Annotated in this window: 19 protein-coding genes; 15 read left to right on the top strand and 4 right to left on the bottom strand. The window is 74.0% G+C overall.

The window, feature by feature from the left end; translation table 11 throughout:
• Window positions 1–9 precede the first annotated feature (9 nt).
• Entirely contained in the window at window positions 10–1134 is a 1125-nt protein-coding gene (locus ACILQ5_RS12780) for a trans-sulfuration enzyme family protein (protein WP_395658381.1), read from the bottom strand.
• 66 nt (window positions 1135–1200) lie between these two features.
• On the opposite strand from ACILQ5_RS12780, the gene ACILQ5_RS12775 reads away from it, so the two are divergent.
• Window positions 1201–2343 (top strand): D-alanine--D-alanine ligase family protein, encoded by a 1143-nt coding sequence (locus ACILQ5_RS12775; protein WP_395658380.1) that lies wholly within the window; start codon window positions 1201–1203, stop codon window positions 2341–2343.
• 15 nt (window positions 2344–2358) lie between these two features.
• On the opposite strand, the gene ACILQ5_RS12770 is transcribed toward ACILQ5_RS12775, so the two are convergent.
• Together ACILQ5_RS12770 and ACILQ5_RS12765 are read right to left on the bottom strand one after the other, a co-directional pair.
• Entirely contained in the window at window positions 2359–2850 is a 492-nt protein-coding gene (locus tag ACILQ5_RS12770) for a DUF3515 domain-containing protein (RefSeq protein ID WP_395658379.1), read from the bottom strand.
• A 32-nt stretch (window positions 2851–2882) separates the two neighbouring features.
• Window positions 2883–3119, bottom strand: a complete 237-nt coding sequence (locus tag ACILQ5_RS12765) for an Lrp/AsnC ligand binding domain-containing protein (protein WP_028636164.1) — start codon at window positions 3117–3119, stop codon at window positions 2883–2885.
• Between the two features lie 128 nt (window positions 3120–3247).
• Between ACILQ5_RS12765 and ACILQ5_RS12760 the strand changes: the two genes are divergently transcribed.
• Window positions 3248–4198 carry a thiamine-phosphate kinase gene (locus ACILQ5_RS12760; RefSeq protein WP_395658378.1) on the top strand — a complete coding sequence of 317 codons (951 nt, stop codon included), beginning with the start codon at window positions 3248–3250 and terminating at the stop codon, window positions 4196–4198.
• 71 nt (window positions 4199–4269) lie between these two features.
• On the opposite strand, the gene rpmB is transcribed toward ACILQ5_RS12760, so the two are convergent.
• On the bottom strand, window positions 4270–4455 hold the full coding sequence (rpmB, locus tag ACILQ5_RS12755) for a 50S ribosomal protein L28 (protein ID WP_121252236.1): 186 nt from the start codon (window positions 4453–4455) through the stop codon (window positions 4270–4272).
• Between the two features lie 197 nt (window positions 4456–4652).
• Between rpmB and ACILQ5_RS12750 the strand changes: the two genes are divergently transcribed.
• From ACILQ5_RS12750 to ACILQ5_RS12690, 13 genes are all read left to right on the top strand, one after another.
• Complete coding sequence (locus tag ACILQ5_RS12750) at window positions 4653–6317, top strand: DAK2 domain-containing protein (protein ID WP_395658377.1); 1665 nt, start codon at window positions 4653–4655, stop codon at window positions 6315–6317.
• A gap of 25 nt (window positions 6318–6342) precedes the next feature.
• Window positions 6343–8577 carry an ATP-dependent DNA helicase RecG gene (locus tag ACILQ5_RS12745; RefSeq protein WP_395658376.1) on the top strand — a complete coding sequence of 745 codons (2235 nt, stop codon included), beginning with the start codon at window positions 6343–6345 and terminating at the stop codon, window positions 8575–8577.
• Between the two features lie 7 nt (window positions 8578–8584).
• Window positions 8585–9169, top strand: coding sequence for a 16S rRNA (guanine(966)-N(2))-methyltransferase RsmD (gene rsmD / locus ACILQ5_RS12740; RefSeq protein WP_395658375.1), 585 nt, complete (start codon window positions 8585–8587; stop codon window positions 9167–9169).
• Window positions 9166–9645 carry a pantetheine-phosphate adenylyltransferase gene (coaD, locus tag ACILQ5_RS12735; protein WP_395658374.1) on the top strand — a complete coding sequence of 160 codons (480 nt, stop codon included), beginning with the start codon at window positions 9166–9168 and terminating at the stop codon, window positions 9643–9645. The genes rsmD and coaD overlap by 4 nt, the downstream gene beginning before the upstream one ends.
• 252 nt (window positions 9646–9897) lie before the next feature.
• Window positions 9898–10296, top strand: a complete 399-nt coding sequence (locus tag ACILQ5_RS12730; protein ID WP_395658373.1) for a YceD family protein — start codon at window positions 9898–9900, stop codon at window positions 10294–10296.
• Window positions 10297–10321: 25 nt separating this feature from the next.
• The gene (gene rpmF, locus ACILQ5_RS12725) at window positions 10322–10507 is read left to right on the top strand and encodes a 50S ribosomal protein L32 (protein WP_081790257.1); all 186 of its coding nucleotides are present in this window, start codon (window positions 10322–10324) and stop codon (window positions 10505–10507) included.
• 58 nt (window positions 10508–10565) lie between these two features.
• A complete protein-coding gene (rnc, locus tag ACILQ5_RS12720) occupies window positions 10566–11294 on the top strand; it encodes a ribonuclease III (RefSeq protein WP_395658372.1) in 729 nt (242 codons plus the stop codon).
• Between the two features lie 4 nt (window positions 11295–11298).
• Window positions 11299–12186, top strand: coding sequence for a bifunctional DNA-formamidopyrimidine glycosylase/DNA-(apurinic or apyrimidinic site) lyase (gene mutM / locus ACILQ5_RS12715; RefSeq protein WP_395658371.1), 888 nt, complete (start codon window positions 11299–11301; stop codon window positions 12184–12186).
• A 90-nt stretch (window positions 12187–12276) separates the two neighbouring features.
• Window positions 12277–12486, top strand: coding sequence for a hypothetical protein (locus tag ACILQ5_RS12710; RefSeq protein WP_395658370.1), 210 nt, complete (start codon window positions 12277–12279; stop codon window positions 12484–12486).
• Between the two features lie 59 nt (window positions 12487–12545).
• Window positions 12546–13817, top strand: a complete 1272-nt coding sequence (locus tag ACILQ5_RS12705; protein WP_395658369.1) for an MFS transporter — start codon at window positions 12546–12548, stop codon at window positions 13815–13817.
• A 151-nt stretch (window positions 13818–13968) separates the two neighbouring features.
• Window positions 13969–17532, top strand: coding sequence for a chromosome segregation protein SMC (gene smc / locus ACILQ5_RS12700; protein WP_395658368.1), 3564 nt, complete (start codon window positions 13969–13971; stop codon window positions 17530–17532).
• A complete protein-coding gene (locus ACILQ5_RS12695; protein WP_395658367.1) occupies window positions 17532–17972 on the top strand; it encodes an acyl-CoA thioesterase in 441 nt (146 codons plus the stop codon). Before smc ends, ACILQ5_RS12695 begins: the two co-directional genes overlap by 1 nt.
• An 81-nt stretch (window positions 17973–18053) precedes the next feature.
• Window positions 18054–18221, top strand: a complete 168-nt coding sequence (locus ACILQ5_RS12690; RefSeq protein ID WP_395658366.1) for a hypothetical protein — start codon at window positions 18054–18056, stop codon at window positions 18219–18221.
• The last annotated feature ends 10 nt before the right edge of the window (window positions 18222–18231 follow it).

The following is an 18231-nucleotide window of genomic DNA, read 5'->3' as shown; positions in this document are numbered from 1 at the left end:
CTTCGCCCGTCAGGTCAGGTCGTCGAGCGCCCGTCCGAGGTCGTCCCAGAGGTCCTCGACGTCCTCGATGCCGACCGAGAGCCGCACCAGGCCCTCGGGGATGGTGGCGGGCTCGGCCTTCCAGCGGCGGCGGCGCTCGAAGGTCGACTCGACCCCGCCCAGCGACGTCGCGTGCACCCACAGCCGGGTCTTGTGGACCAGCAGGTCGGCCGCCAGTGCGCCCTGGGCGAGCACGACCGACACGACCCCGCCGAACCCCGGGTAGCGGACCTCGGAGATCGCGGGGTGCTCCGCGAGCCGGGACGCCAGCTCCGTGGCGTTCGCCTGGGAGCGCTCGACCCGCAGGTGCAGGGTGCGCAGGCCCCGGAGGGCGAGGAAGGCCTCGAGCGTCCCGGGCGTCGCGCCCAGCAGGTCCCGGCGTCCCTTGAGCACGCCGTGCAGCTGGTCGTCGGCCGTGACGACCGCTCCCATCAGCACGTCGCTGTGACCGGCCAGGAACTTCGTGACCGAGTGGACGACGACGTCGGCGCCCATGCTCAGCGGCCGCTGGAGCAGGGGAGTGGCGAAGGTGTTGTCGACGACGACGTACGCGCCGGCCTCGTGGGCGGCGGCGGCGATCCGCTCGACGTCGGCGACCTCGAGGGCGGGGTTCGTGGGTGACTCGAACCAGACGAGGGCGGCGTCGGCGCACGCGGCGACGACGGCCTCCGTGTCGGTGATGTCGACCAGCCGGGTCCGGATGCGCCCCCGGCCCTCGAGGTCGCCGAGCTGGAGGAGGGTCCCGGTGTAGGAGTGCGCAGGAGCCACGACGAGGGCGTCCTGGCCGACCAGGTCGAGCACCGTGGTCACGGCCGCCATCCCCGAGGAGAACGCGAGGGCCCGACCGCCCTCGAGCGCGCCGAGGGCCTCCTCGAAGGCGGTCCACGTCGGGTTGGCGTAGCGGCCGTACTCCAGCTCGCCGCCGGCGACGTACGTCGACGCCATCGTGATCGGCGTGCTCAGCGGGCGGTCGGGCTCGTGCGGGGGCCGGCCGGCGGTGACCGCGACCGTGGCCGGCCGCCAGCCGTCGGTCCGGGGGCCGTCGGTCCGGGGGCCGTCGGTCCGGAAGTCGTCGGGCCGGGGGTCGTCGGTCATGGGCACGACCCTAGGCCGACGCGCCGGGTCGGGGGCACCGGCCGTCTCCCGATAGGGTCGGCGGCGATGAGCCCGACCACACCAGGACCCCGCGAGGGACACCGCAAGCCCCGAGTCGCCGTGGTCTTCGGCGGCAAGTCCAGCGAGCACGCGATCTCCTGCGTGACGGCCGGCAGCGTGCTGGCCGCCATCGACCGGGACGCCTACGACGTGGTGCCGATCGGCATCGCGACCGACGGCCGGTGGGTGCTGGAGTCCGGCGATCCGGACCGGCTGCGCATCGAGGCGCCGGACCGGCTGCCCGAGGTCGACGGCGACCGCGCGAGCATCGCGCTGGCGCCGGAGGCGTCCTCGACCGACCTGGTCGTCACCGAGCCCGCGCAGCCGCCCCACACCCTCGGCGAGGTCGACGTCGTCTTCCCGCTGCTCCACGGTCCGTGGGGCGAGGACGGGACCATCCAGGGCATGTTCGAGATGGCCGGGGTCCGCTACGTCGGCGCCGGCGTGCTCGCGTCGGCCGTGAGCATGGACAAGGCCTACATGAAGGTGGTGCTGGCCGCCGCCGGGCTCCCGGTGCTGCCCTCGACCACCGTGACCGCGCGGCAGTGGGCCCAGGACCAGGTCGCCTGCCGCGAGCGCGCGGCCGAGCTCGGCTACCCCTTGTTCGCCAAGCCGGCCCGCGGCGGCTCCAGCATCGGCATCTCCAAGGTCCACGACGCGTCCGAGCTCGACGGGGCGCTCGAGGAGGCGATGCGCTACGACCCGAAGGTGCTGCTCGAGGCCTACGCCGCCGACGCCCGCGAGGTCGAGTGCGGCGTGCTCCAGGCGCTCGACGGCACCCCGGAGACCAGCCTGCCCGCGGAGATCCGGATCTCCGGCGAGCACGAGTTCTACGACTTCGCCGCGAAGTACCTGCCCGAGGAGCACACCGAGCTCGACGTCCCCGCCGACCTCGACGAGGCGGTGACGGCGCAGATCCAGGACATGTCGGTGCGGGCGTTCGAGGCGGTGGACTGCGAGGGACTGGCCCGGGTCGACTTCTTCGTGCTGCCCGACGGTCGGGTCGTGGTCAACGAGATCAACACGATGCCGGGCTTCACCCCGACCTCGATGTACCCCCGCATGTGGGCTGCCACCGGTGTCGACTACCCGGCCCTCGTCGACCGGCTGCTGCAGCTCGCGCTGCGCCGCGACACCGGCCTGCGCTGACCGCTCGACCGGAGCTCAGTGGCAGCGTCCGGTCCTCCGGAGGTGCTGCTCGACGAGCGGGCCGATCGCGCCGATCGAGTTCGTGAACCCCTCGGGGCGGTAGCCACCGGGCACGAACAGCTCCACCCGCGGCCGGTGGTTCAGCTCCGTCGTGGTGACGTCGAGGCCGTCGTCGTCCGACAGCAGCACGTCGTCGGGGACGAACCAGCCGGTGCCGCCCACCTGCACGCAGGTGGAGCTGTCGGTGAAGCCGGCCGGTGCGCCCACCCCGCAGGTCAGCACGATGGCGGGGTCGCCCCACGCGGCGCCGTACGCCGTGTCGCCGGTGACGTCGACGCGGTCCTGCCCGGCCAGCGAGTCGGGCAGGGCGGCGACCAGGTCGCGGCAGGCCGCGGCGTCCTCGGACGACAGGTCGGGTGCGTCGATCCGCACCGGGTCGGGACCCCCGCAGCCGGTGGCCAGGAGGACGAGCGCCGACGCGACGACGCCCCGCGTCCGGAGGGACACGGGGCGTCGTCGACGTGCAGCGCTGGGCACCCTCAGATGTGCACGACCGGGCAGGTCAGGGTGCGGGTGATGCCGTCGAGGTTCTGCACCTTCGACACCACCAGCTTGCCGAGCTCGTCGACGTTGCGTGCCTCGGCGCGGACGATGACGTCGTAGGGGCCGGTGACGTCCTCGGCCAGGGTCACGCCCTTGACCTGGGCGATGGCGGCGGCGACCTCGGCGGCCTTGCCGACATCGGTCTGGATCAGGATGTACGCCTGGACGACCATCGAGCTCTCCTCGTCTCGTCAACGGGCCCACGGGGGGCCTTGCCGTGCGTCAACCTACCGTGCGGTCACCGCCCGCCGGTAGGCCGGTCGCCCGCGACCGGGACGCACCGGTCTGGTGGGATGGGTGCATGCCGATCCCACCAGACGCCACCCTCGCCGACGTCGGCGAGTTCGGACTGATCGCCGAGCTGATCGGCCTGTTCCCGCAGGGCGAGGAGGTCCTCGTGGGTCCGGGCGACGACGCGGCCGTGCTGCGGGTCCGGACCGGCCACGTCGTGGTCTCGACCGACCTGGTCGTCGAGGGGCGGCACTTCCGCCGCGAGTGGGCGAGTGCGGAGGACGTCGGGCACCGGGCCGCGGCCCAGAACCTCTCCGACGTCAACGCCATGGGTGGGCGGGCGACCTTCCTGACCATCGGTCTCGCGGCGCCGGGGGACCTGCCGGCCCAGTGGGCGCTCGACCTCGCCCGCGGGTTCGTGGCGGAGTGCGACCTCGTCGGGGCGTCCGTCGTCGGCGGTGACCTGACCCGCGCCGACCAGGTGGTGATCGCGGTGACCGTGCTCGGTGCCTGCACCGAGGCCCCGGTCCTGCGCTCGGGCGCCCGGCCGGGCGACGTGCTGGCCATGACCGGCCGGCAGGGCTGGGCCGCCGGTGGGCTCGCCGTGCTGGGCCGCGGCTTCCGGTCGCCCCGGGTGCTGGTCGAGGCCTACCGCCGGCCCGAGCCGCCGTACGCCGCCGGCCCCGTCGCCGCCGAGGCGGGGGCGACGGCGATGATCGACGTCTCCGACGGGCTGCTCGCCGACGCGGGCCACATCGCCGCCGGCTCCGGCGTCGCGATCGACGTGCACGCGGCGGCGTTCGAGGTCCCGGAGCCGCTGCACGCGGTCGGGGCCGCCCTCAACGCCGACCCGCTGCAGTTCGTGCTCGGCGGGGGCGACGACCACGCGCTGCTCGCCACGTTCGAGGACGTCGCCTCGGTCCCGGCCGGCTGGGCCGTCATCGGCGAGGTCGGGACCGGCGAGGGCGTCACCGTCGACGGGGCGGCGTACGACGGCCCGACCGGCTGGACCCACTTCTAGCGCGACTCGCCGAAATGGCGCGAGCCCCGACCGGATCGGTCGGGGCTCGCGGACGTGCGAGGTACGTCGGGTCAGCGGGTGACCTTGCCGGCCTTGATGCAGCCGGTGCAGACGTTGAGGCGCTTCGGCGTGCCGTTGACGGTCGCGCGGACGCGCTGGATGTTGGGGTCGAAGCGACGCTTCGTGATCTTGCGCGACCACGGCCGGTTGTTGCCGAAGCCGGGCTTCTTGGCGCAGATGTCGCAGACGGCAGCCACCGTGGACTCCTAAGACGATCGGGATTTGCTTGACGAGTGTGGGCCCAGCGCGGACGCGGGCAACCGCACCAGCGTATCCGACCACCCCGGCCGGGCGGAAATCGTGCGGGACCCGAGCAGCAGGCGCCGCGGACGCCGGACGTGCTCTAGCCTGTGGCACTCATCTCCCCGACCAGTCTCCCCGATCGAGGACAGCGATGGAAACTCCTCGCGGTGGCCGCATCACGCTCGCGGTCGTCCTGCGGTTCGTCGACGTGGCCGTGGACGCGCTGGCCGAGGCGCGCGAGGAGATCGACGCCCTCAACGTCTACCCGGTGCCGGACGGCGACACGGGCACGAACATGTACCTCACGGTCTCCGCCGCCCGCGACGCGGTGCGCGAGGCCACCGGCGGCGACCCCGACAGCGACCTCCAGGAGGCCCTCGCGGCGTTCTCCCGCGGTGCGTTGCTCGGCGCCCGGGGCAACTCGGGGGTGATCCTGAGCGAGATGCTCGGCGCCGTGGCCCGGCGGATCGCCCAGGCCGACCCCGAGGAGCGCAACGCCCACGTGATGGCCGACGCGCTCCGGCTGGCGTCCGACGCCAGCTACGCGGCGGTCGGGATCCCCGTCGAGGGGACCATGCTCACCGTGTCCCGGGCCGCTGCGGAGGCCGCCGGTGCGGCGGCGAAGGACCCCGGCACGCGGGCCCGCGACGTGTTCTCGGCGGCCGCCGCCGCGGCCCGTGAGGCGCTGGCCCGCACCCCCGACCAGCTCGCCGTCCTCCGCCACGCGGGCGTGGTCGACGCCGGCGGCCGGGGGATCAACGTGATCCTCGACGCCGCCGACACCGTGCTCACCGGACGGCACCCCATCTCCGTGACCGACGCGCGCCCCCGGCACCGGATCCCGGTGCCGTCCCCGCCGGAGGTCGCCGCCGCCGACCTCGACCCCGACGGCCCCGCCTACGAGGTGATGTACCTCCTCGACGCCGCGGACGACGCGGTGCCCCGCCTGCGCGACACGCTCTCCGACCTCGGCGACTCCCTGGTCGTCGTCGGCGGCGAGGGCCTCTGGAACGTCCACGTCCACGTCGACGACGTCGGCGCGGCCATCGAGGCGGGCATCGCCGCCGGCCGCCCGCACCGGGTCCGCGTCACCCACTTCGCCGAGCAGCTCGCGGCGGTGCGGAACCGCGCTCCGGCCCGCACGGGCCGGCGCGTCATCGCGGTCGCCGCCGGCCCGGGCCTGGCCGGCCTCTTCGAGGAGGCCGGCGCCGTCGTCGTACCGGGAGGGCCGGGGCAGCGGCCGTCGACCGGCCAGCTGCTGCAGGCGATCACCGCCTGCGGTGCCGCGGAGGTGATCGTGCTGCCGAACGACCAGGACACGGTGCGGGTCGCCCAGATCGCCGCCCGGACCGCCGAGGCCGACTCCGAGGGCACCGTGCGGGTCGCGGTGATCCCGACCGAGGCCCAGGTCACCGGGCTGGCTGCCGTCGCGGTGCACGAGCCCGGCCGGGCCTTCGACCAGGACGTGCTCGAGATGACCGCGACCGCCCGGCACGCCCGCCAGGGCGCGGTCACGGTGGCCGCCAAGCAGGCGATGACGATGGCCGGACCGTGCGAGCCCGGCGACGTGCTCGGCGTCGTCGCGGGCGACTTCGTGCTCGTCGGCTCGGACCTGTACGCCGTCGCGACGGACATCCTCGACCGGCTGCTCGCGGGCGGCGGCGAGCTGGTCACCGTCGTCGCCGGGGCCGACGACCCGGAGGGGGCACTGGCGACCCGCTGCGCGGGGTACGTCCGGGAGCACCACCCCGTTGTCGACGTCGTGGTGTACGACGGGGGACAGGAGCGCTACCCGCTCCTGGTGTCCGTCGAGTGAGGGGGCGTGCCGTGAGGGGACCCAGGTGATCGGGCTCGACTCGCCCGTGGTCGCCGTCCTCGGTGACAGCAGCAAGAAGCGCAAGGCCATCGAGGAGCGGCTGGGGCTGCGTACCGTCGACGACCTCCTGCACCACTTCCCGCGCCGTTACGTCAAGACCGGGGAGCTGACCCGGGTCGAGGAGCTGCGCGAGGGCCAGGTGCTCACGCTGTCGGGCCGGATCGTCGGCTCGGAGATCAAGACCTACCGCGACCGGCGCAACGGCCGGCCGGCGTTCCGCGTCGAGACGGTGCTGGAGGCCGACGGGCCGCGGCTGACGATGACCTTCTTCGCCAAGGCCGAGCGGGTCGCGCAGTGGAACGCCCGGCGCCTGGCGCCAGGCCGGCGCGGGGTCTTCGTCGGCAAGGTCAGCTCGTTCCGCGGGCAGTGGCAGCTGACGAACCCCCAGATGGTGCTCTTCGGGGACCCCGGCGAGGACGCGGCCCAGCTCTCGCTCGACGCGATCCACGAGTACTACCCGATCTACCCGCTCACCAAGGACGTCGACAGCTGGGACATCCAGCGGGCCGTGGCGTTCGCGCTGACCGTGCTCGACGAGTTCCCCGACCCGGTCCCTGACGACGTGCGCACCACCTACGACCTCGAGGACGTCCGGACCGCGCTCGAGTGGGTCCACACGCCGCGCGACCGGTCCCAGATCGCCCGCGCCCAGCGCCGGTTCCGGTTCGAGGAGGCGCTGGTCACCCAGCTGGTCCTCGCCCGGCGGCGCCGGGCGCTGCGGGCCCAGGGGGCGCAGGCCCGCGCCGGGGGCGGCGGGCTGCTGGCGGCGTTCGACGCGCGGCTGCCCTTCGAGCTCACCGCGGGCCAGCGCGAGGTCGGCGCCGAGATCGAGCACGACCTCGCCCAGCCGCACCCGATGAACCGCCTCCTCCAGGGCGAGGTCGGGTCCGGCAAGACCCTCGTCGCGCTGCGCGCGATGCTGAGGGTGGTCGACTCCGGCGGCCAGGCCGCGCTGCTCGCGCCGACCGAGGTGCTCGCCCAGCAGCACCACCGCTCGATCGTCGCGCTGCTCGGCGACCTGGCCGCCGCCGGCATGCTCGGCGGCGCCGCCGAGGCCACCGGCGTCGAGCTGCTCACCGGGTCGATGACCAAGGCCCAGCGCACCGCCCCCATGTCGCGGATCGCGACCGGCGAGGCCGGCATCGTCGTGGGCACCCACGCCCTGCTCGAGGAGAAGGTCCTCTTCGCCGACCTCGGCCTGGTCGTCGTGGACGAGCAGCACCGCTTCGGCGTCGAGCAGCGGGCCGCGCTCACCGACAAGGCCGGTACGCCGCCGCACGTGCTCGTGATGACCGCGACCCCGATCCCGCGGACCGTCGCGATGACGGTCTTCGGCGACCTCGAGACGTCCACGCTGACCGAGCTCCCGGCCGGTCGCGCGCCCATCCAGACGACCGTGGTCGCCCTCGCCGAGCACCCCGGCTGGTTCGAGCGGGTGTGGCAGCGGGTCCGCGAGGAGGTCGGCAAGGGCCACCAGGTCTACGTCGTGTGCCCCCGCATCACCGGCGACGAGCCCGAGCAGGGCGAGACCGACCAGCTCGACCTGGACGAGGACGGCAACGCCGTACCCGCGGAACGGCCGGACGGCGGCCTGGCGGCCGTCGAGGACGTCGCCCCCCAGCTGTCGGAGGGCCCGCTGGCGGGCCTGCGGGTGGACGTCCTGCACGGGCGGATGGCGCCCGACGACAAGGACCGGGTGATGCGGGCCTTCGCCGCGGGCGACGTCGACGTGCTCGTCGCGACGACCGTCATCGAGGTGGGCGTCGACGTCGCCAACGCGACCGCGATGGTCCTCCTCGACGCGGACCGGTTCGGCGTCTCCCAGCTCCACCAGCTCCGCGGGCGGGTCGGCCGGGGTGGCTTCCCGGGCCTGTGCCTCCTGGTCTCGCGGGCCGAGGCCGGGACCCCGGCCCGCGAGCGCCTCGACGCGGTGGCGTCGACCACGGACGGCTTCGAGCTGAGCCGCGTCGACCTCGAGCAGCGCCGGGAGGGCGACGTCCTCGGGAAGTCCCAGTCGGGCTTCCGCTCGGGGCTGCAGAACCTCCGGGTGCTGCGCGACGAGAAGACCATCACCGAGGCCCGGGAGGCCGCCAACGCGCTCCTGGACGCCGACCCCGGTCTCGCCCGCGTCCCCGAGCTGGCCGTCGCGGTGGCGCGCCTCGAGGAGTCCGTCCAGGCCGACTTCCTGGAGAAGTCGTGAGCGCCCCGTGATGCGGATCATCGGGGGCTCGGCCGGCGGCCGCCGCATCAGCACGCCCCGCGGGGCGGCCACCCGGCCGACGAGCGACCGGGTGCGCGAGGCGCTGTTCTCGGCCGTCGAGTCATGGTGCGGGTCGCTGCACGGCCTGCGGTTCCTCGACCTGTACGCCGGCTCGGGGGCGGTCGGGCTGGAGGCGTGGTCGCGCGGGGCCGGCGTCGTCACGCTGGTCGAGTCCGACCGGCGCACCGCGGCGCTGATCTCCGAGAACGCCCGGACGATCGGGTTCGCCAAGGCCGACGTGGTCTGCGCGTCGGTCGCCGGCACGCTGGCGCGGCCACCGTCCGCGCCGTACGACGTGGTCTTCCTCGACCCGCCCTACCCCCTGGACGACGCCGCGGTCGCGGAGGACGTCGCCCTGCTCGCGGCCGAGGGCTGGCTGGTGCCCGGTGCCCTGGTGGTCGTCGAGCGCTCCTCGCGCAGTCCCGAGCCCGCCTGGCCGGCCGGGATCGTGCGCGACCGGGAGAAGCGCTACGGCGAGACGACCCTCTGGTACGCCGAGCACACGCACGGGAGCGGTAGCCTCCGGCCATGACCCGCGCCGTGTGCCCCGGATCGTTCGACCCGGTGACCAACGGTCATCTCGACATCATCCGCCGCGCGGCGGCGATCTTCGACGAGCTGGTGGTGGCCACCGGCACCAACCCCTCGAAGTCGCGGCTGTTCGACCCCGAGGAGCGCCTGGACATGCTCCGCGCGCTGTGCGCGGACCTGCCCAACGTGACCGTGATGGGGTTCACCGGCCTGATCGTCGACTTCTGCCGCGAGATCGACGCGCAGGCGATCGTCAAGGGCCTCCGCGGCGGCAACGACTACGAGTACGAGCTGCCGATGGCGCAGATGAACTCGCACCTGACGGGGGTCGAGACGGTCTTCGTGCCGACCAACGCCTCGCTCGGCTACGTGTCGTCCAGCCTGGTCAAGGAGGTCGCCTCGCTCGGCGGCGACGTGTCCGGCCTGGTGCCCCCGCTGGTGCACGCCCACCTGCAGGAGCGACTGGCCCGCAGCTGAGCGTTTTGCCCGAGCGGACGCCTGGCAGGTACGATTCACGACGATCTGTTGGTGCCTCAACCCGGAAGTAGAACCCTGAGCAGCCTGGACCCGAGAGCGCCGCTCGTGCTCGACACCCGCGAGCTCGGCCGCCGCCCGGGGTCCCAGCGTCAGGTGACGCGGACGGTACCGGCACCCGCAGATCTGGGCATCGAAGTCCTCCGCGTCCCGGAAGGCTCGCCGGTCGACCTCGACCTGCGGCTGGAAGCGGTCATGGAGGGGGTACTGGTCACCGGTGCGGCCTCGGCCGCGCTCACCGGCGAGTGCGTGCGGTGCCTGGAGCCGATCACCGACGAGATCGAGGTCGAGCTCCAGGAGCTGTTCGTGTACGACGACCAGGACCACGACTCCGAGGAGGACGACGAGGTCAGCATGCTCGAGGACGACCTGCTCGACCTCGAGCCGCTGCTGCGGGACGCGGTGGTGCTCGCACTACCGTTCCAGCCCGTGTGCGAGGACGACTGTCCCGGACTGTGCCCCGAGTGCGGGGCCCGGCTCCGCGACGACCCGGACCACGCCCACGCCGAACCGATCGACCCCCGCTGGGCGGGCCTCGCGGCCCTCGCGCAGGACCAGCAGGACCAAGACCGAAGCACCAACCGGCCGGAGTAACCCGGTCCTCGTAGAGGAGATCACAGTGGCTGTCCCGAAGCGGAAGATGTCGCGCAGCAACACCCGTCACCGTCGCTCGGCCTGGAAGGCCGTCGCGCCGACGCTGGTGACCTGCGCGAACCCCGCCTGCGGTGCCAAGCACCTCCCGCACCGTGCGTGCGGCGAGTGCGGTCAGTACGGCGCGCGCGCCGACCGTCGTCAGGTCCTGTGACCGGACCGGTCCGCTGACCAACTACGCGGAGCTGCGCACGGCGCTCGGGGACCCCGTCTTGGACCCCGAGCTGCTCGAGCGCGCCCTCACCCACCGCTCCTACGCCTACGAGAACGGTGGCCTGCCCACCAACGAACGGCTGGAGTTCCTCGGCGACTCCGTCCTCGGGGTGGTCGTCACCGAGACGCTGTACCGCACCCACCCCGACCTCTCCGAGGGACGGCTGGCCAAGCTGCGCGCCGCCGTCGTGAACGCCCGGGCGCTGGCCGAGGTCGGCCGCGGCATCGGGGTCGGCGACCACGTCAAGCTCGGCCGCGGCGAGGAGTCCACCGGCGGCCGGCACAAGGCGTCGATCCTCTCCGACACCGTCGAGGCCGTGATCGGCGCGATCCACCTCAGCGGCGGCTTCCTGGCCTCCGCGGACGTCGTGCACCGGCTCTTCGACCCGCTCATCGAGGCCGCGTCCGCCCTCGGCGCCGGCCTGGACTGGAAGACCTCGCTCCAGGAGCTCTCCGCCGAGCACGGCCTCGGCGTGCCCGAGTACGTCATCGAGGACGAGGGCCCCGACCACATGAAGACCTTCACCGCCCAGGTCCGCGTCGGCGACGGCCTCTACGGCAACGGCGTGGGCCGGTCGAAGAAGGAGGCCGAGCAGGCCGCCGCGGAGACGGCGTACGGCGAGATCGCCGCCGACCTCGGTGTCGAGGACCCGGCGGTCGACGCCGCCGCGCACTCCGTGACCCACTCCTCGTCGCACTCCTCGTCCCAGTCCGCCTCCCAGGGCTAGCCGCTTGCCCGAGCTGCCCGAGGTCGAGGTCGTCCGGGCCGGCCTGGAGCGGCACGTCCTGGGCGCCACGATCACCCGCGTCGACGTCCTGCACCCGCGCCCCGTGCGCCGCGACGTCCGCGGACCGGCGGGCTTCGCCGCCGCGCTGACCGGGCGGCGGATCGAGGCCGCCCGCCGGCGCGGGAAGTACCTCTGGCTGCCGCTCGACAACGGCGACGCCCTGCTCGGCCACCTCGGGATGAGCGGCCAGATCCTCGTCCAGCCCCCCGAGGCTCCCGACGAGCGGCACCTGCGGGTCCGCCTGGCGCTCGCCGGCGCCGACGAGGGGCGCGAGCTGCGCTTCGTCGACCAGCGGATGTTCGGCGGGCTCTCGGTCTCCGCCGGTGGCGCGGAGCTGCCGCCGGAGATCGCCCACATCGCGCGCGACCCGCTCGACCCGGAGTTCGACGACGACGCCTTCGTCACCCGGGTACGCCGGCGCAGCTCGGGCATCAAGCGCCAGCTGCTCGACCAGAACCTCGTCTCGGGCGTCGGCAACATCTACGCCGACGAGGCCCTGTGGCGGGCCCTCCTCCACGGCGAGCGGCCCGGGGACCGGTTGACCGCCGCCCAGGTGCGCGAGCTCCTCGGGCACGCCCGCGACGTGATGCTCGCGGCGCTGGGGGAGGGCGGCACGTCGTTCGACGCGCTCTACGTCAACGTCAACGGCGAGTCGGGCTACTTCGACCGGTCGCTGCACGCCTACGGCCGCGAGGGCGAGCCGTGCGAGCGGTGCGGGACGCCGGTGCGCCGGGTGGCGTTCATGAACCGGTCGTCCTACTTCTGCCCGGCCTGCCAGCCGCCGCCCCGTCGGCGGCGACCGAGGGCGCAGGCTTTGCCCGTCCCGGATTGACCCGCACGCCCCGCGGTGGGACTCTTGAAGACGGCCCGCCATCGCGGGTGACACACCGCTCGACCCCCTCACGACCCGGAAGGTCCATCCATGGCCAAGGCGCTGATCGGATACATGAACAGCGACCTGCGGACCCCCGCCCGACTCACAGCCGAGAACGCCCGGCTGCGCGCGCGCGTGGGAGAGCTCGAGGCGCTGGTGCTGCGCCTCTCCGAGGAGAACGACCAGCTGGCCGCCGCCCAGGCCGCCACCCTCCTCGACCTCGAGACCGCAACGATGCAGGAGATGCAGCCCGCCTGACGGGGTGCTCGACAAACCGGGTCGCCCGCGGCGCCCCGGGGAACTAGGCTCTGCGCCCCGTGAGCAGCTCACCCACCGGGCCGGTCGGCAGCCTGGTCGAGATCGTCGCGCCGCGACGCTTCGGCACCGGGTTCCGCTGGCTCGTCTCCTCCTCCTGGGTCTCCAACCTCGGTGACGGGATCGCGATCGCGGCCGGCCCGCTGCTGATCGCCTCGATGACGCACGACCCGTTCGTGGTCGCGCTCGGCGCGCTGCTCCAGTGGCTCCCGCCGCTGGTCTTCGGCCTGCTCGCCGGCGCCCTCTCCGACCGCCTCGACCGGCGTCGGATCGTCGTCACGGTCGACCTGCTCCGGGCCTGCGTCCTGGTGCTGCTGACGGTCGCGGTGGCCACCGGGTTCGCGGCGATCGGGCTGGTGCTGCTGGCGATGTTCCTGCTCGGCACGGCCGAGGTGTTCGCCGACAACACCTCGGCGACCCTGATGCCGATGCTGGTGCACCGCGACGACCTCGCGCTCGCGAACTCCCGGCTCGTCACCGGGTTCATCACCGTCAACCAGCTCGCCGGCCCGCCGATCGGGGCGGCGCTGTTCGCGCTCGGCCACGCGGTGCCGTTCGGGGCCCAGGCGTGCCTGGTCGCCCTCGGCGCGGTCCTCGTCTCGCGGGTGGTGCTGCCGCCGCACCGGCGCGAGCGGGTCGCCGGGACCCGGCTGCGCCACGAGGTCGTCGAGGCCTTCCGCTGGGTCCTCCACCACGCCGCCGTACGCACGCTGGTGCTGACGATCTTCGTCTTCAACATCACCTTCGGCGCCGCCTGGTCGGTGCTCGTCCTCTACGCCACCCAACGCCTCGGGCTCGGCGCGGTCGGCTTCGGCCTGCTCACGACCATCTCGGCGCTCGGCGGGCTGGTCGGCACCCTGTCCTACGGCTGGATCACCCGGCGGGTCAGCCTCGGGGACATCATGCGGATCGGGCTGATCGTCGAGACCCTCACCCACCTCGCCCTCGCGCTGACGCGCACCGCGTGGGTCGCGATGGCCATCTTCTTCGTCTTCGGCGCCCACGCCTTCATCTGGGGCACCACCTCGATGACGGTCCGCCAGCGCGCGGTGCCGACCGAGCTGCAGGGGCGGGTCGGCAGCGTGAACCTGGTGGGGACGTTCGGCGGCCTGGTGATCGGCTCCGCGATCGGTGGGGTGCTCGCCCAGCACTGGGGGATCACCGCGCCGTTCTGGTTCGCCTTCGCGGGCTCGGCGCTCTTCGTGCTCCTGATCTGGGGCCAGCTCGGCCACATCGCCCACACCGACGAGGCCGACGCCCCCGCTCCCGCCTGACCCGACGCGGCGCGCCGGGGATGCCGGGCTCCGGGGGCCCCTCCGGGTATCGTGTGGCTCGCTGAGCTTCCCCCAAGGCCTGCTGCGATGATGCAGCGTTCGTCCTCAGCGGTGAACGAGACCGCCGTACCGACCAGCCGGGAGCCTCACGTTGTACCTGAAGAGCCTGACGCTCAAGGGGTTCAAGTCCTTCGCCTCCTCGACGACGCTCCAGCTCGAGCCCGGCATCACCTGCATCGTGGGTCCCAACGGGTCGGGCAAGTCGAACGTCGTCGACGCCCTCGCCTGGGTGATGGGTGAGCAGGGCGCGAAGTCGCTGCGCGGCGGCAAGATGGAGGACGTCATCTTCGCCGGCACCTCGGGACGGCCCCCGCTGGGTCGCGCCGAGGTCGTGCTGACGATCGACAACTCCGACGGCGCGCTCCCGATCGAGTACGCCGAGGTGACGATCAGCCGCACGATGTTCCGCAGCGGCGGCTCGGAGTACGCCATCAACGGCAGCGCCTGCCGCCTGCTCGACGTCCAGGAGCTGCTCTCCGACTCCGGCATCGGCCGCGAGATGCACGTGATCGTCGGGCAGGGCCAGCTCGACACGATCCTGCACGCCACGCCCGAGGACCGGCGCGGCTTCATCGAGGAGGCCGCCGGCGTCCTCAAGCACCGCAAGCGCAAGGAGAAGGCGCTCCGCAAGCTCGACGCGACCGACGGCAACCTGACCCGGCTCAACGACCTGCTGGTCGAGATCCGGCGCCAGCTCAAGCCGCTGGGCCGGCAGGCGGAGGTCGCCCGGCGGGCGGCCACCGTCCAGGCCGACGTGCGCGACGCCCGGGCCCGGCTGATGGCCGACGAGCTCGTCGTCGCCCGTACCGCGCTGGAGCAGGAGATGGCCGACGAGTCCGTCCTGGTGAGCCGGCGCGAGGAGGTCGAGGCCGAGACCGCCCGGGCCCGGCAGGCCGAGGCGACCCTGGAGGAGGCCCTCCGGGAGGACCTGCCGGCGCTGGCCCGCGCCCAGGAGACCTGGTACGCCCTCTCCGGGCTGCGCGAGCGGCTGCGGGGCACGGCCTCGCTCGCCGCCGAGCGAGTCCGCAACGCCGCCGGCACCGACGTCGAGGAGGCCCGCTCGGGCCGCGACCCGGAGCAGCTGGAGGCCGAGGCCGCCCAGGTCCGCGAGCAGGAGCAGCGGATCGCCGCCGAGGTCGACGCCAGCCGGGCCGCGCTCGAGGGCGCGGTCACCGCGCGCCGGGCCGCCGAGGACGCCGCCGCCGAGGAGGACCGCCGGGTCGCCGGGATGCAGCGCGCCGCGGCCGACCGCCGCGAGGGCCTGGCCCGGCTGACCGGCCAGGTCAACGCGCTGAAGTCGCGGGCGGCCGCCGCCGACGACGAGGTGGGCCGGCTCCGCCTGGCCCGCGAGGACGCGCTGGCCCGCGCCGAGCGCGCCCAGCGCGACTTCACCGCCCTGGAGACGAAGGTCGCCGGCCTGGACGCCGGCGAGGAGGGCCTGGACGCGGAGCACGAGGCCGCGACCGCCGCGCTCGACGACGTCGAGGAGCGGCTGGCCAAGCTCCGCGACGAGGCCCTGCGAGCCGACCACGACCGCACGGGCCTGGCGGCCCGCAAGGACGCCCTCGAGATGGGGCTCAACCGCAAGGACGGCGCCGGCGCCCTGCTCGCCGCGTCCGACACCGTCTCCGGCCTGCTCGGCTCGGTGGCCGCGCTGCTGTCGGTGCGCAGCGGCTACGAGACCGCGGTCGCGCAGGCGCTGGGTGCCGCCGCCGACGCGGTCGTCGTCACCGACGCCGACGCCGCCGTCCGCGCCATCGACCACCTCAAGGGCGACGACCTCGGACGCGCCGGCCTGGTCCTCGGCGGTGCTCCGGACACCGGGTCCGGACCCGGCCGCGGCTGGCCGGACCTGCCGGGCTCGGCGACGTACGCCGTCGACGTGGTCGAGTGCCCCGACCTGCTGCGCCCGGCGCTGACCCGGCTGCTCGACCGGGTGGCGGTCGTCGATGGGATGGACGACGCACAGGCGCTGGTCCGCTCCCGTCCCGACGTCACCGCCGTCACCCGCGAGGGCGACGTGCTCGGTCTGCACTACGCCGCCGGCGGGTCCACCAGCCAGCCGAGCCTGATCGAGGTCCAGGCGGCCGTCGACGAGGCCGCGGAGCGCCTGGCCGAGGCGATCGCGTCCTCCGAGCGCCTCGGCTTCGACATGTCGCGGCTCGAGGCCGAGCGGCTGGAGGCGCACCAGCGCGTCGACGTCGCGCTGGCCCGCCTGCACGAGTCCGACGCCACGCTCGCCGCGGTCGCCGAGGAGCTCGGGCAGTACGGCTCGCAGGCCCGGGCGGCCCGCGGCGAGGCCGAGCGGCTCGCCCAGGCGATCGCCCAGGCCGAGGAGGCCCAGGCCCAGGCCCTCGCCGGGCTCGCCGACCTCGAGGCCCGGCTGGCCGCCGCCGAGGAGTCGCCGGAGGAGGAGCCCGACACCAGCGTGCGCGAGCGCCTCCTCGACGAGGCACGGACCGCCCGGCAGGCCGAGACCGACGCCCGCCTGGCGCTGCGGACCTGCGAGGAGCGGGCCCGCGCGCTGCACGGGCGTGCCGACGCGCTGCTGCGTGCCGCCACCTCCGAGCGCGAGGCCCGGGCGCGGGCCGCCGAGCGCCGGGCCCGGCTGCTGCGCGAGGGCAAGGCGGCCGAGGCGGTGGGCGCCGCGGTGTCCTTCGTGCTCGCCCGGCTCGAGGTGTCGATCCACCGCGCCGCCGAGGCGCGGACCGCGGTCGAGCAGTCGCGCAGCGGCCGCGAGCAGGAGCTGCGCGAGGTCCGCAGCCGGCTGCGACAGCTCGTCCAGGAGCACGACGAGCTGGTCAGCTCGGTGCACCGCGACGAGCTGGCCCGCACCCAGCAGCGGATGCGGATCGAGCAGCTCGAGGAGCGGGCGCTCGAGGAGCTCGGCATCGACGGCGACAGCCTCGTCACCGACTACGGGCCCGACCAGCTGGTGCCGTTCTCCGGGGAGGTCCCGGAGGGCGAGGACGTGCCCGAGCCGGTCCCGTTCCGGCGCGAGGAGCAGCAGAAGCGGCTGCGCACCGCCGAGCGGGCGCTCCGCGAGCTCGGCCGGGTCAACCCGCTGGCGCTCGAGGAGTACTCGGCGATGGAGGAGCGGCACAAGTTCCTCACCGAGCAGCTCGAGGACCTGCGCAAGACCCGCAAGGACCTGCTCGACATCGTCCGTGAGGTCGACCAGCGCGTCGAGGAGGTGTTCACCGAGGCCTACGCCGACGTGAGCAAGGCGTTCGACGCGACCTTCTCCCGGCTCTTCCCGGGCGGTGAGGGCCGGCTGGTGCTGACCGACCCCGACGACATGCTCGCGACCGGGGTGGAGGTGGAGGCGCGTCCGCCGGGCAAGAAGGTCAAGCGGCTCTCGCTGCTCTCCGGCGGCGAGCGCTCGCTGGTCGCGGTCGCGTTCCTCGTCGCGCTGTTCAAGGCGCGTCCCTCGCCGTTCTACATCCTCGACGAGGTCGAGGCGGCGCTCGACGACACCAACCTCGGGCGGCTGCTGGAGATCTACGAGGAGCTGCGCGAGAGCTCCCAGCTGCTCGTCATCACCCACCAGAAGCGGACCATGGAGGTCGGCGACGCGCTCTACGGCGTGACCATGCGCGGTGACGGCGTCTCCGCGGTCATCAGCCAACGGCTGCGGGATGCGGAGTCCGCGTAGTGCCCGCTGACCGGCCGACGCGTGACCAGTATGTCCACTGGGAGCGGGTCACCACCCGCTGGGCCGACATCGACGTCTACGGGCACATGAACAACGCCCGCTACTTCGAGATCATCGACACCGTGGTCAACAACCACCTCGCGGCCGCGACCGGGGTCGACATCCGGGCCCTGGACGCGATCGGCGTCGTCGCGGAGGTCGGCTGCCGCTACTTCGCCGAGGTCGGCTACCCCGACCCGGTCGACGTGGGCGTGGTCGCCGACAAGGTCGGCACGTCCTCGGTCGTCTACCGCGTCGGGCTCTTCCAGGGTGAGGGTGACGAGGCGGCCGCGGAGGGCCGGTTCGTGCACGTGTACGTCGACAACACCGGTCCGGCCCGCGCCGTCACGCCGATGCCCGATGTGATCCGCGACGCAGTCACACCCCTGCTGCGTGGCTGAGACATCCCGGCAACGGGTACGTGGGACGGTGGCAGCCCGTCCCGTCCTCCCGGAGGTGCAGTGCTCTTCATCGTCGTCAGCATGCTCGTCGTCCTCGTCGTCGCCGGCCTGGTGGTCGTCTACGTCGCCTACCCGCACCGCGGTGAGGAGGTCCCGGCCGCGCCCTGGCTGGGGGAGGCGATGACGCGCGCCGCCGAGGCGGCGCCGCTCATGGAGCTGGAGTACGACGACTCCGAGCCACGCCGCTGAGCACCTCGAT

Source organism: Nocardioides sp., assembly GCF_044226305.1.
Classification (GTDB): domain Bacteria; phylum Actinomycetota; class Actinomycetes; order Propionibacteriales; family Nocardioidaceae; genus Nocardioides.
Note: the sequence above shows the minus strand (reverse complement) of the source record. Positions and strands in the feature narration are given on the sequence as shown.